Below are 13,807 nucleotides of genomic sequence, written 5' to 3'. Positions count from 1 at the left end.
TTATTTGAAGTCTTGTATTTCAATTATTTTGTTGTCTATAACTTTATTTATTTCGATGGTTATAGAACTTAAATGCTTTAGAATGTCCGGGTCTTTAAGATTTGGCAGCTCAACTATTTTAATTGAAGCGAGAAAATCAACAATTTTTTCTTTATCAGGTTTTAATTCTTCTAGTCTTTTTGCTTTTTTTTCTTCTTCAATTCTTTCTCTTTCCTCTTTTTCTTTTTTCTCTTTTTCTTCTAGCTGTTTTCTTTTTTCAGCTTCAATTGCTTTTTTCTCTGCTTCTATTTTTCTTTTTTCCTCTGCTAACCTTTGAGCTTCCTGCTTTTGTTCCTTTTGTATTTGCTCGTTTTTAATCCTTTCTTGCTCTTCTATTTTTTTTCTTTCAATTTCTTGAGCTTCTTTTTCTTCTTGTAGTTTTCTTCTTTCTTCTTTCAATCTTTGATTTTCTTGCTCTTGCTCTTTCCTTATTCTTTCATTTTCTAATCTTTGATTTTCTTTATCTTTTAACTCTTGTATTTTTGAATTAAGGAGCGTTTTAACTTCTTCAACTTTATCTAAAAAATCAATTTCAAATTCTTCAAATTTTGATTTATCTGTATTTTCTATTTCTGAATTAAAAAAGTCTTTATAACTGTCTATTTTATTAAATACTAAAACATTTATTTCAGATTTCCATTTATTGACTATTTGAGATATGCTCTGTTTTATATTTTCTTTTCTTTCTTCTTCAATTCTTGCTTTTTCAAGCTTTTCTTGTTCTTTTATTTCTTCCCATCTTTTTACTTCTTCTTGTTGTAAATCTTCTGCTGGTTTGGTTATGGAAATGAGATTTGTTTTTGTATCTGAAATTCCTTTTCTGAAATTATTTAGAATGGATGCTATTCCTTTATCTACTTTTTCAATTTCAGTTCTTGCAGACACAAGGTTTGTTCTAGCTTTTTTAGCTTCTTCATAGGTTTTATTATCGGTTATCTCTATGAAAGGATTTTGTTCAAGAACTTTAAGTTGTTTTTCTCTATATCCTTCTAATTTATTTACAGAGCTATTAATTTCTTGTGTGGTTATTATAGTTGTTTCCATTTTTTAGTCTTTTAGGTTTATGATTTTATTTCGTATAGGTTATATCTATACTCTACACATATTTCATTTATTTCTTTTGGTGTAGGCTCCAATCTTTTTGAGTCTTTTTCTAATATTTCTATGATGAAATTATCTTTTGGAGTACGAATAAACCTCATAGGTCTTTCTTTCCTGAAATACCAACCAATTACATCCCCGGCAGGTAAGCAATAGGTTTTATTGGTTTTAATGTTTTTGAGGACTATTCCGAAATAATCAAAGCATAAAAAATCTAAATTTTTAATATTATCAAGAAGCGCCTTATCTTTTATCCTAGTGATTAAATTTTTGGCATGAAAAGCCATTTTAGTGTTGTTATTATTTAAAGCTTCATCATGAATATTAATTAAGCCTTGTAGTTGTATTTGTGCGTTCATGGTATAGTTTTAATATTTTTGGTTTAAATCGAAGATGAATAATTCTGTGGCACCAAAAATGGATTCCAACTTTTCTTCTAAATCTTCATTTTCGTCTAATTCAATAGTAAGGCGCTCATACACTTTGTATTTATGTGTTGCTTCTTGTCTTTTAACCCAGTAGTAGTACTCCTCTATTTCATCTTCTATTTCAAGGCTGAAATCAACTTCTATTATATCATTTGATATTTCAATAATTTCATATTGATATTTGTCTTCTTCGTGATAATCTTTACAGAATTTATCTATTCCTTTCTGTATGGCAGAATTAATCTTTTCTTTGGTCAATTCTTCTTTTTGTAGTACTTTTGCTCCAATCATTGTCATAAGTCTATTTATTTAGATTTTGTGATTTTTAAGCTCTGTTTGCCGACAGGGCTTTTTTATTTTATTTTATTTAAGAAGCTATCTACCTTTCTATTTAAGGGAGAGTTTAAAGCTTCTCTCAATTCCTCCTCTTTACTTTTTCTTCCTATTTTTCTTTTTGGCTCTTCAATAACTTTTTTAAAACCATTCATCTTTAAGAAAACTTCTTGCTCTCTCTTTGGAAGAATGTTAAATAAATCGGTTACTGTTTGTGCTGTCATTACTAATGAACTATCTATTTTTTAACTTCTCCTTTTCGAATATTTCAGACTCCTTAAGTCCAGTGTGTTTCTCAATTATTCTAATAGATGATTTAACAATTAAAGGAAGAGTATCACTAACTCTATATGCCATATTGTATATCCCTCTCTCTGACCTACCTACCTTTTCTGATATAGCATATCTTAAAGATATATCAGTTCTAATTTTTTCTATTACCTCATTTGTAAGTTTCATTTTATTACTATATTTGATTTCTCATTTTGATATAGCAAATATAGAGCAAAGTTCCGAATAAAACAAAATAATTCGGTGCTTTTTTACGAACTTCTTTAAATTATTATTTATATGTCTGATAATGACGGTGTTAAAAATAGAATAAAACAATATATAGAATACTTAAATATCCCTATTAGTGCATTTGAGAAGAATTGTGGGTTGAGTAATGGTTATGTTAGCTCTATAAGAAAAGGAATAGGGCATAAAGCATTAGAACAAATTTCGGAGAAATATTCCGAAATTAATAAATCATGGCTTCTTACAGGAGAAGGAGAAATGCTCAAAAATGTTCAATTTAAAGATACAGAAGCAAAAAAGGTATTTATGAATATAATTCAAATACCTGTTGTTTCTCAATATGCTTATGCTGGTTATTTAGGGGGTTTTGATGATCCTGGATATATGGAAAGTTTACCAACACATCCTATCCCTATGGATAGAGAGTTGAAAGGAAAATATCTTTTTTTTGAAATTAAAGGTGATAGTATGGAGGATGGCTCTATGGAAAGTTATAGAGAGGGTGATTTGGCTTTAGCCAGAGAGGTGTACCAAGAATATTGGAAATATAAACTTCATATAAAAAGATGGGATTTTGTGATTGTTCACAAGACGGAAGGTATAATTATAAAAAGAATAATTAATCACGATATTGAAAATGGTACAATAACAGTTCACTCTCTAAACTCTTTTTATGAAGATAGGATATTAAAGCTAAGTGATGTTGCGCAACTATTTAATGTTGTTCAAATAGTAAGAAAATTTTAAAAATATAGATATGCAAGAAATTATTTCCTTTATAGGTTTAGTTGCTCTAATTATGTTTGCTTTTATTGTTTGTATATGTATAACTAGATGGGTTTTTGGAATTAGTAGTATTATAAAACAATCAGAAAACCAAACTAAATTGCTAGAAAAAATTGCTGAAAAACAAGGTGTTACAAAAGAAGAAATTAACGAAATAATTGGTTGTAAGAAATGAAAAAACTTTTATTCTTATTTGGATTATTATTCATCATCACTTGTTCAAGTGATGATAATAATGATGGTTGTAAGGAAACATGGAATATTACAAGATATTATGAATTTCCTCCTGATTGTAATAATGAAGCACCTATTCCAAGTACATATGATAAGGAATTTGATTGTAGTAATGTAAAAGATGTGAAAGAGGGAGATGTAAGGTTAGATACAAAACTATCTTCTTGTGGTGCTGTATATATAAGATTTAACAAAAAAGTAAACTAGTGTGTTGACTTCTGATAAAAAAATACTAGAGTTAATAGAAGTGCTTAAAGAGAGTGGTAAGATTCGTTTTAAAAAAGAATTTTATGACGCAATAGGCTTACAAAAGCAAAATGTTTTTTGGATAAAAAATCAGAATAAACAGGAAAAACAGAGTTATCATTTTACAGCCGAACATATAGAAAAAATATGTAAGACCTATTCTATAAATGCAAATTGGATTTTTGGAATGGAAAAAAATACATTTTTAATCTCTAAAACTCATATGAATAAAGAAAAAATTAATTAAAAACAATACCACTAAAAGTACCACTTTTTCAATTGTTTCAAACTTTGAACCCCTTATAAATAGGGTGGGATAAGGGAGCAAATCGAACTCATAACCCGAAGGTCACAGGTTCGAGTCCTGTTCCCGCTACTAAGTAAGAGGATCAAGAAATTGGTTCTCTTTTTTTGTTTATTATCAGTGAGTTACATGATTTTACTTCTTTATATAGCTTCTATTTTTTTACTACTTCATACTAAAAAGGTATCCTATTGGGTATCCCAAAATTTATAATTGGTATCCCACTTTTAAAATCTTAATACAATGAAAATTAATAAATTATCTATATTGTTTTTGTTGGAAAGATCAAAAATAAATAAACAAGGAAAATGTCCTATCAAATGTAGGATAACATATAATAACAATAGAAAACCATTTTCTACAGGATTATTTATTTATCCAGATAACTGGAATAATAAGCATCAGAAAACAGAACCTCCAAATGAAGAAAATACTTTTATCAATACACAGCTAAGCCTGATTAAACAACAAATTAATCAGGCTTTTTTGTTTTTACAGGTGCAAGAAATTGTTTTTGATGTAGAAGATATTTACTTAAAATATAAAGGAAAGGATAGTAAAGTTTCTAAAACTCTTCTAGAAGTATTTGATTTGCATAATGAGAGAATGGAGAAGTTAATAGGAAAGGAGTACACTCAATCTACCTATAACAAGTTTAAGGAAGCTAAAAACCATGTAAAAAACTTTATAAAATATGAGTACAACAAAAATAATTTTCTTTTAGAAGATATAAATCTAAAATTCTTACAGGATTTTGATTACTACTTAAAAATTAATAAAAATCAAAAACAGATTACTATTAATAAATCTATTCAGAGAGTTAAGAAGATAATAAAATTAGCTATAGCAGAAGGATTTATTACCACTGATCCATTTCTACTATACAAACCTAAAAGAGTTGAAAATAGAGTAGTTTACCTGACCCAAGAAGAGTTATCTAAGTTAGAAAATTATACCTTTTCACAAACCAGATTACAACAAGTAGCAGATATGTTTATATTCTGTTGTTATACAGGATTAGCCTATCAAGAAATGAGTACTTTAGAATCTAAACATATAATAAAAGGCTTTAATGGAAATAAATGGATTAAAATGTATAGACAGAAAACACAAAAAGAAATATCTATACCTCTTTTACCCAAAAGTACTAACATAATAGAGAAATATAGCTCACAAGTAAGCACTTATCTATTACCCAGTATATCTAATCAGAAGTTTAATTCCTATCTAAAAGAAATATCAGATATAGTAGGTATTAATAAAAATCTTACCCATCATATAGCAAGAAAAACATTTGCTACTACAGTCTTACTCTATAATGATGTTCCTATGGAAATTGTGAGTGAACTATTAGGACATTCAAAAATTACCATTACTCAGGAATATTATGCAAAAGTAGTCCAAAAGAAAGTTAGTGAGCATATAGAGCAATTAATTAGAAAATTAGATAAAAAATAATTTAAAATTATCATTATGTTATTTAATTTTATGGCATAAATAATTATAATGGAATTACCTAACACATCTTTTCAAAATTTCCCTATTGAATTTAAAGAACTTAATCCTGAATATTTCTCTGAATTTAATGATGTTAATGAAATAATAAAAATTGATATTTCTGCTGATGAACAGGGATATATAAATCAATCTATACAGGATAATATTAATTTAGGGGAGAAAAATACTATAGTTATTAATTCCGCAGTAGGTCAAGGTAAAACTTATTCAATTATTGAAATAGTAAAAAAATATTATGATTCTGATGAAAATTACCTGATTTTTATTGCTTCACCTTTTATTAGTTTAGTAGAACAGTATTATAATGCAGTTATTGCTAAAGGAATACCACAGGAACAGATTTACAAATATGAATGGATAGGAAAAGATAGGGAAATTGATGCTTGGAACTGTAAGATTCAAATTGTCACAGCCAATTGTCTTCTAGGTAATCCAGGAGATAATAGTTTGATTAATAGTAAAGAAAAGAGGAATTATATTAATTATTTAGTAGAAAAGTGTGAAAGTAATAATAAAAAAGTAGTCTTTATCTATGATGAAATACATGATACTATTCATAATTTTAAAGAAAAATTTATCTTTAATCTTTGGAAATGGAAAAATGTAATTCATAAAAATTTTATTATCAGTGCTACTTTTAATGAAGCCTCTAAAATAGTGATAGGTTATTTAGCTGAATTAACAGAGAATAAGTTAAAAATTTTAGAATCAAAAAGAGTTGTATTTCCAGAAAAGCAAAGTGAACTATATTTACATTTTAATCCAGCTAGTCATTACACCTATACCAATGATGATATTGTAGAACTAGTTAGAGAACTTATAGATAAAGAGAAAAAAATAGATATTTTATCATATTCTAAAAAATTAGCAGATGATATATGTAAAAATACTACAAAGGGAATAGGTAAGCCATTATTTGAAACTTTTGGAAGACTTCAAAACTGTACTGTAAATAATTCAGAAAATGATAGTATGTTGGGTAATATATCCTCAAATAGATACAATCCAGAAAAGTGTAATGTAGGTACCAATTTTAAGACAGGAATTAATATAGAAAAAGAAAACCATGCTTTAATTATTATTATGCCACCTTCAAGATCCAGATCTTCTTTATCCAATAAATATGGGATATTTTCAGATGGGGCAAATTCAATAATACAAGCTATTGCTAGACAAAGAAAAAAAGGACAAATACATATTATACTCCCTCCTCCAAATAAATTTGATTTTAACTCATTACCAAATAATTTTACAGAAGATCAGAAAAAAAAATTCACTGAATTCTATGGTTCCATAGAGGATAAAAATAGTAATACAGTAAGTTATTCTGAATTAAAATATCAAGCTAGACTTACTTGGGATTTTTATTTTAATGAATTAAAAGAAAATGTGATAAAAGAAATAAGTTATGTTGAAGAAAGTCAAAGAAAAGGACATACTAGGTTGGAATTTCCAGATTATCATTTATTTAGACTTGATGATGGAGAAAAATATATAGCTAAAAATTTTTTTGGAGGGGATTTGTCTTCTTATGTTACTTATTGTGCTATAACGAATCAATTTATTAATTGCAGATTAGCTTCTGTAACAGTTAAACCTACTCTATTTTTTATAAAAGGGAAAATACAAAAGAAATTAAAAGAATTTATAGATAGTTATCTTGATACTAATAAGTATATTTTTAGTAATTCATCCTCTCATTTATTACATTTTCAGGAATTGAGAAGAATTATATTTAATGATTATAGAAGCTTATATAAAACAGATATACAAGATCAGTATATTCAAATTAGACCTTTTAGTAATAAAGAATTTGAACAACAACTCTTATCATATTATCAAAGAGGAATGCCTGAAAATAGAAATGAGTTATATAAATTAGACTTTGATAATAATGGAGATCCCATTGATGATGAAAAATATACTAGAGGAGATTATTTTAGAGCCTGTATATCCCATTCCTTAAGAATACAAAATAGTAATTCTCAGAGAGAATTTTCTCCATTAATTAATGCCTATTTAAATATGGATTATTTTAGAAAAAAGCTTATTGATGACTATATCAAGTATATGACTATTTCAGGAGCAGATATACAATATTTATTAAATACTCCTAATCTAGAATTTATTTCTTCTACAGAGGATATAAATAAATTTGATGAAATGATTAATTCCCTTATTAATTATGATTTTATAATTCAAAATCAGATATTTGACTTTAAAAATATTTTTATAAGAACTGACTATAGTGAATTAGATAAAAAAAAAGCCTTTTATAAGTATTTAAAACAGGATTTTTTTGAAATAAGAGAAAGAAGAGTTAATAATTCACATATGAATCAAAACATTTCAGAAATAATACAAATTCTAGATATTCCAGATGCAAATATGGTTATAGATTTTGTTAGTCCTATTCAATAAATATAGATGGAATCCTTCCAGTCTTGTTAATATTCTATATAAAAATGCAAACAAAACTGGAATTTTATATTAAAAATCCCCAAAATCCCCTTAAATATCCCATTAACTAAATACCCCTTGAATATTTTTTTATTCAGAGGGTATTCTATACAATTCATTTATATCTTAACCATTTTTCATTTTAAAATTAACCATTAAATATTTTAAGACTATACAATTAAAACCAAGTCAAAGAAAACAAGTAAAACTCCGATTAGGATTATCAGGAGCTTCTAGATTTATAAAAATCAAATCAGCCCTGCTATTAGCCTATGAAATGACCAATAATTGGAGTAAAATAATAACTAACACATTTCAGAAATGCGTTGTATTTTACTGAAAGCATTAAAAAGACCATGATAGATAAGTCTTACCATAGAAACCACATATAAGAAATAAAATCACAACCAATCCACCCATTAATACTAAAATAAAAATAAAGTTTATCCAAAAAAGAACAAAAATACCTACATTTGAAGAGTTATTTGTTAAACTTATTATTATGGAATATAAAATATATACAGTATATGAAGAGGAGAAATTATCATCTATAGCAGAAAAATTTAATATATCCCCGGAGGATATTAAATCCTTAAATCCAAATGTTAGATTTTTCAAAGTTCCTTTTGGAAGTACTTATGTAGGATATGGACAACAAATTAAGGTACCTATTCCTAAAAAAATAAAAACTGAGCAAGAAAATAATAACTTATTAGAAAACTTTACTCAAAAAGCCCGTTATAGATGCAATCAAAATAATCTAGTTACCGTTGATGGTAAACCTCATTTTTCTTGTGAAATAAAAACACAATATTTACTTTCTTCTTTAGAAAAAGATTCTAAAAAGTATTTTAAAATAAATTTAGAAGATTATATAACTTCTATTGAACCAGATGGAATAGGTGAAGCATTCGAGTTAATTAAACAAGTAGAATTTTTACGAAAGAAAATAATCTTTACTCAAAATAATTTAGGTAAAATATCACAAATATATAACTTGAAAGAATTAAAAAAAAATTGGGATTTTTTTTCTAACAATGAAGTTAAAAATATTCCCTTTTTTCAAGAACTAGAAAAAAGAAGTCCTGATACTATTAAGAATTTTATTAAAAATGGAAATAAAGAATTTTCAAATAATGAAGAAATTTCCAATATACTTGATAAAAATTTATTTTACCATATTCTATTAAAGGCTAATTTAGAAGATGAACTAAATGATTATATAATAGAACAACAATCTCAAATTTATCCTACTGTAAAATTAAAAATTAAAGTTATAAATACTAAAGTATCAGAAGATGATTTATCAACTACTTATAGATTAGTTGGTACTTTGGTTAAAGAAAATTTGGATGAAGCTATATTAATTAAATACTATAATGAGATGTATAAACCATTAATTAAATATTCTTTTACTGAGTTTGATTATATCTACAGGATAACCTATGTTATAGAGAATAAAACAGGATTAATGATTCATGCAACTGCTTCTATAAGTGAACAAATAAAAAATAATTATGCTACTGTTACTAAGTATGACTTAAAAAAGGTTGAACTTTAAAGATATAATTTATGAATAAACAAAAAAATATCCTAATTATTATTGTTATTCTGGTAGGATTAGTAGGTATATTTTGTTACTATTTTAATAAAGAAGAAAAAAGTCATGAAACTCCTAATTTTAAATTTGCTGAATTAGGTATTTGTGAAGTTGAGGTTAAAAAAAATGCGGGAGAGCCTATTTATGAAATTACCAATAAAGAAGAAATAGTAAAAGAACTTTTTGAATATAAGTATAAATTTGAAGAATTCATCAAAACTTATAAAAAAAGTAGTGATGGAGAAATTGAAAAAAAATTAGATGTCTTAAATAACGTTTTACGAAATAATCCTCAAGATAAAAATTTAAAAAAAGTAGTGTATAAAATCATACAAACAGATGATGAGGGATATACTTCTGATTATCAAAAAAGTATTTATTATTTAGATAAAAAACTTATTTATTTTTAAATATATAGCCCAATAAAAATTATATCTGTTAGTAAAAATGAGTAAATCATATATACCTAAAGACACTTATGTAGTTTGTACCTATCAGGAAAATACAGACCCTAAAAAATTAATTCCTACTCGAAATAAAGTTTCTGTTTTTTACAAAAAAGATAAAGCACTCTTAACTGTAGAGGATAAAAATACAAATGAAAAATTTATCTGTAAAAAGCCAATGAATTTATGGATGGCAATAGCAGGGTTAGCTGTAGGGCTAATTTTAGCTTCTAATCCTATTGGATGGGCTGTAGCTGGTATATGTGCAGTAGTTTTAATTGCTGGAGCTACTATAGCTATAGTAACTCATGATTGCTCTTCTCCTTTGAAAGAAGGGAAATGGATAAACTATAAAACAACAGTATATTTTAATGGTTATGAAGCTATTACCCAAGAATCCATGCTTACTTGTAAAAGTGGCGGTGTACTACAACCTATGATTAGTTATGATGTAGCAAGTCAGGCTGCAAAATCTATTGCATATGAAAATATAAAAGAAACAGCAATTATTACTGCTGGAGCTATTGCATCAGGATATTTATTAGGAAAACCAATAGCTTCCACTTCTGGCTCTGGGTTACAATTTTTTACTAATAGTATGAGAAAAATTTTTGGTGCTTTTGGCTCTCCATATACTTATGCAGGAATTGCTACAACTTACGCTATGTCATCTGTACAAAGTAGCATAATGAGAGGAAATGATAATTATGCAAATAATGAAATTTATCAGAGAATGAATGAAGCAGAAAAGAAAGATTATAGTGATGTGAATACTATAGGTGGGGAAACCTATGATACTTTAAAGGATAATGCATTAACATTAGCTCCTCCAACCTTAGAAGATGCTGTTGAATTATATAAAACAGGGCAATTAGTTATTCAAGATGAAGCATTATTAGCTAAATTTAGAGAACTAGTTTCTATGAGTAGGCAACAATTGAATTCAGAAACAGCTAGAAATTTATGGTCAGAAATAAAAACTAATCCAAATTATCAGGATGTGTATGATTCCATGCGTAGAAATAGCATTTATAATCAAAATAGGATTACTCCTACCATGAGGTATAATGGTATATCTCACATAGATGATAAGCTATATAATAATAAATGGTCTTTAAAAAATGAAAATTCATTGGCTCAAAAAAGTTCAGCTATTGCTCTATTTTTTGTTCCTTTAGCTAGTGGTTATTTTTCTGAAAATGCAAGAAGAAAATTAGCAGAAACAGCTATCCAAGATGCTACTAATAGTATAAGCGTTATTACTAAAGATTAATATTATTTGTAATATCCCTTAACTAAATCATATTTAAAATACAATAAAGAAATTAACATTAATCTTATTTGCTGAACTTTTATACCAACAAAGTGAAGAAAAGAATTTATTTAACAAATTTTTAAACACAACTGCTTAATAATAAATACTTTATAAATATGGAATTTTAATAGAAATTTATAAGCAAAAACTTCTTCTCCTGTCTTTTTTTAATATTAATACATTATAATTAATAAGAATGCATTTGTAAATTTTTATATTGTTGGTTTTTGAGAAAGTTTTTTTACCCTGCATCTTTTTGGAGTAGGGTTTAAATCTCAACAAATTCCGTTTCTAAATTTGAGCTTATTATCCGAGAATCAAATTTCAAACTAACACCTTGAATTTTACTACTAGCTGTATGTAATCTCATTGAAATTTTATAATTATTATCAAAAGTTAAATAAACGTAACTATTAGAATGCAATTCTGCCTCAACTGAAGAAGGCTTTTTGATTTGATAAAAATTTGTAATTTCAAGTTTATCTTTTAAAATAATTTTGATAAAATCTTTTGAACCAATTAAAAATGAAAATAAATAATTTGTATTATTTTCGTTATTCTTAACATGTGTATTTATAAATTCTACTGTATTTTGACAAATAGGAAAATATAAATGATGATTTATAAAATCTGATGATTCAGATTTTATATCTTTAAATAGTTTAATATCATTGAAATTTTCATTTATTTTTTTAATAAATAAATCAATATTAAATTTATAACATTCTCTATATTCAATATCTACATATGATTTTCGTTGAAAACCACATTGTTGGGCTAATGATCCTGGTCTATTATGTTTTATAGCATTATGATTGTTTTTTAAAGAAATATTTATAACTTCTTCATTATTTTTCATTATGCAAATATCTGTAACATCAGAATTATGGGATTTAGCGTTATAATCAGTTAATCTAATTATCATACTATTATGAATTTTATAAATTCTCTCTAAATAATCTCCAACGGTAATAGATGCTTTTATATATTTTAACTGTTGTTCATAAGATATTTTATTAAAATATTCTTCATCTTTAAATTGCATATATTTGCATTTATCATCTAAGATACATTCGTATTTATCAATTAGAGTTTTAGTAACAATGTATTCTAAAGCTCTTCCATTTAAATTAGGTATATAACTCATAAAAAATAAAACAAATTTATGAAAATTATCTCATTATTTTCAGGTGCCGGAGGATTAGATTTAGGGTTCTCAAAAGCAGGGTTTAATATTGCTTGGGCAAATGAATTTGATAAAGAAATATGGGATACATATATAAAAAATCACCCTAACACTTTATTAGATAAAAGAAACATTACGGAAATAATATCTCAAGACATCCCAGAATGCGAAGGGATTATAGGAGGACCTCCTTGTCAAAGTTGGAGTGAAGCAGGTACATTAAAAGGTATTAAAGATAAAAGAGGGCAGCTATTTTTTGAATTTATAAGAATACTCAAAGATAAGCAGCCTACATTTTTCCTTGCTGAAAATGTTTCTGGGATGTTAGCCAGTAGACATTCAGAAGCTATTGAAAAAATAATTAATCTTTTTAAAGAAGCTGGTTATAATCTCTCATTTAAACTTTTAAATGCAAAAGATTATAATGTCCCACAAGATAGAAAGAGACTTATTTTTGTGGGATTTCATAAAAAAAAAACAAATAACAAAACTTTTGTTTTCAATCATCCTCAAAATTTAAAACTGACTTTAAAAGATGCCATATATGATTTAAAAGGTAATGCTATCCCTGCTAAAGAAAAAAATTATTCAAATTTATCCAAATGTTTATTTATGAATCATGAATACATGACAGGCTCTTTCTCTACTATTTTTATGTCAAGAAATAGGGTGAGAAGTTGGGATGAACAATCTTATACAATACAAGCAGGAGGAAGACACGCACCCTTACATCCAGATGCTCCTAAAATGTTAGATGCTGGAAAGGATAAAAAAATATTTGTTCCAGGACTAGAACATAAATATAGGAGACTTTCTGTTAGAGAGTGCGCTAGAATACAAACTTTTCCAGATACATTTGAATTTGTATATGATAAAATATCAACTGGTTATAAAATGATAGGTAATGCAGTTCCAGTAAATTTCGCATACGAATTAGCCAAAGAGATAAAATCTCAAATTGATAACTTTTAATAATGTAAAATATTATTTTATCTTATATAATAAATTTTTATTTTAAAAATTTTACACACACATGACCTAACCTAATTAAATATCCCTGCCACTTATATAGGAAACAAAAACATTCCAAGAAAGTATAAAAATTCAAGAGAATATCTGAATCTTTTTGCTCTGGATTTTTGTTTCCTAGTGGTCTTACTAACTCAAAAATTAAAACAATAGTAGAAATCCGTATAAAACACTAAAAAAATTTCTAAAAATTTTAGTTATCTTCAAAACAGAGAGAGTAAGTGTCCCTATAAAAAACACCCCCACTTATTTTAGAAAACAAA

General features: G+C 26.3%; 16 protein-coding genes and 1 tRNA gene. 11 read left to right on the top strand and 6 right to left on the bottom strand.

From position 1 onward, the window contains the following. The 5 genes from ETU10_RS08395 to ETU10_RS08375 are packed head-to-tail and all read right to left on the bottom strand — an operon-like array spanning window position 1 to window position 2,360. Window positions 1–1,083: a hypothetical protein gene (locus ETU10_RS08395; RefSeq protein ID WP_146311432.1), complete on the bottom strand. Its 1,083-nt coding sequence runs from the start codon at window positions 1,081–1,083 to the stop codon at window positions 1–3. A gap of 17 nt (window positions 1,084–1,100) precedes the next feature. Then, on the bottom strand, window positions 1,101–1,499 hold the full coding sequence (locus tag ETU10_RS08390) for a hypothetical protein (RefSeq protein ID WP_146311430.1): 399 nt from the start codon (window positions 1,497–1,499) through the stop codon (window positions 1,101–1,103). A gap of 9 nt (window positions 1,500–1,508) precedes the next feature. Further along, a complete protein-coding gene (locus ETU10_RS08385; RefSeq protein WP_146311428.1) occupies window positions 1,509–1,865 on the bottom strand; it encodes a hypothetical protein in 357 nt (118 codons plus the stop codon). A 56-nt stretch (window positions 1,866–1,921) separates the two neighbouring features. Beyond that, entirely contained in the window at window positions 1,922–2,125 is a 204-nt protein-coding gene (locus ETU10_RS08380) for a hypothetical protein (RefSeq protein WP_146311425.1), read from the bottom strand. 10 nt (window positions 2,126–2,135) lie between these two features. Further along, the gene (locus ETU10_RS08375) at window positions 2,136–2,360 is read right to left on the bottom strand and encodes a hypothetical protein (protein ID WP_146261017.1); all 225 of its coding nucleotides are present in this window, start codon (window positions 2,358–2,360) and stop codon (window positions 2,136–2,138) included. A gap of 111 nt (window positions 2,361–2,471) precedes the next feature. Here ETU10_RS08375 and ETU10_RS08370 point away from each other — a divergent pair, with 111 nt between their 5' ends. The 10 genes from ETU10_RS08370 (at window position 2,472) to ETU10_RS08325 (ending at window position 11,287) form a co-directional block, all read left to right on the top strand. Then, the gene (locus tag ETU10_RS08370; RefSeq protein ID WP_146311423.1) at window positions 2,472–3,167 is read left to right on the top strand and encodes a S24 family peptidase; all 696 of its coding nucleotides are present in this window, start codon (window positions 2,472–2,474) and stop codon (window positions 3,165–3,167) included. A 10-nt stretch (window positions 3,168–3,177) separates the two neighbouring features. After that, the gene (locus ETU10_RS08365; protein ID WP_146261019.1) at window positions 3,178–3,381 is read left to right on the top strand and encodes a hypothetical protein; all 204 of its coding nucleotides are present in this window, start codon (window positions 3,178–3,180) and stop codon (window positions 3,379–3,381) included. Then, window positions 3,378–3,647 (top strand): hypothetical protein, encoded by a 270-nt coding sequence (locus ETU10_RS08360; protein WP_146311421.1) that lies wholly within the window; start codon window positions 3,378–3,380, stop codon window positions 3,645–3,647. Before ETU10_RS08365 ends, ETU10_RS08360 begins: the two co-directional genes overlap by 4 nt. Window positions 3,648–3,651: 4 nt before the next feature. Then, complete coding sequence (locus tag ETU10_RS08355; RefSeq protein WP_146311414.1) at window positions 3,652–3,933, top strand: hypothetical protein; 282 nt, start codon at window positions 3,652–3,654, stop codon at window positions 3,931–3,933. Window positions 3,934–3,996: 63 nt separating this feature from the next. Next, window positions 3,997–4,062 (top strand) — tRNA-OTHER (locus ETU10_RS08350). 171 nt (window positions 4,063–4,233) lie between these two features. Next, the gene (locus tag ETU10_RS08345) at window positions 4,234–5,448 is read left to right on the top strand and encodes a site-specific integrase (protein WP_146311412.1); all 1,215 of its coding nucleotides are present in this window, start codon (window positions 4,234–4,236) and stop codon (window positions 5,446–5,448) included. Window positions 5,449–5,496: 48 nt separating this feature from the next. Then, entirely contained in the window at window positions 5,497–7,929 is a 2,433-nt protein-coding gene (locus ETU10_RS08340) for a DEAD/DEAH box helicase family protein (protein ID WP_146311410.1), read from the top strand. Window positions 7,930–8,470: 541 nt separating this feature from the next. Further along, complete coding sequence (locus ETU10_RS08335; RefSeq protein WP_146311408.1) at window positions 8,471–9,529, top strand: LysM peptidoglycan-binding domain-containing protein; 1,059 nt, start codon at window positions 8,471–8,473, stop codon at window positions 9,527–9,529. 11 nt (window positions 9,530–9,540) lie between these two features. Next, the gene (locus tag ETU10_RS08330; protein WP_146311406.1) at window positions 9,541–9,978 is read left to right on the top strand and encodes a hypothetical protein; all 438 of its coding nucleotides are present in this window, start codon (window positions 9,541–9,543) and stop codon (window positions 9,976–9,978) included. Window positions 9,979–10,015: 37 nt separating this feature from the next. Continuing rightward, window positions 10,016–11,287 carry a PAAR-like protein gene (locus ETU10_RS08325; RefSeq protein WP_146311404.1) on the top strand — a complete coding sequence of 424 codons (1,272 nt, stop codon included), beginning with the start codon at window positions 10,016–10,018 and terminating at the stop codon, window positions 11,285–11,287. A gap of 310 nt (window positions 11,288–11,597) precedes the next feature. On the opposite strand, the gene ETU10_RS08320 is transcribed toward ETU10_RS08325, so the two are convergent. Next, window positions 11,598–12,476 carry a HaeIII family restriction endonuclease gene (locus tag ETU10_RS08320; RefSeq protein WP_146311402.1) on the bottom strand — a complete coding sequence of 293 codons (879 nt, stop codon included), beginning with the start codon at window positions 12,474–12,476 and terminating at the stop codon, window positions 11,598–11,600. Between the two features lie 18 nt (window positions 12,477–12,494). Between ETU10_RS08320 and ETU10_RS08315 the strand changes: the two genes are divergently transcribed. After that, window positions 12,495–13,487, top strand: a complete 993-nt coding sequence (locus ETU10_RS08315; RefSeq protein ID WP_146311400.1) for a DNA cytosine methyltransferase — start codon at window positions 12,495–12,497, stop codon at window positions 13,485–13,487. Window positions 13,488–13,807: the final 320 nt, after the last annotated feature.

It is taken from the genome of Apibacter muscae, from assembly GCF_007845595.1.
In the GTDB taxonomy this organism is placed as follows: domain Bacteria; phylum Bacteroidota; class Bacteroidia; order Flavobacteriales; family Weeksellaceae; genus Apibacter; species Apibacter muscae.
The sequence above is the reverse complement of the archived record's forward strand: the minus strand, read 5'-3'. Positions and strand labels throughout refer to the sequence as shown.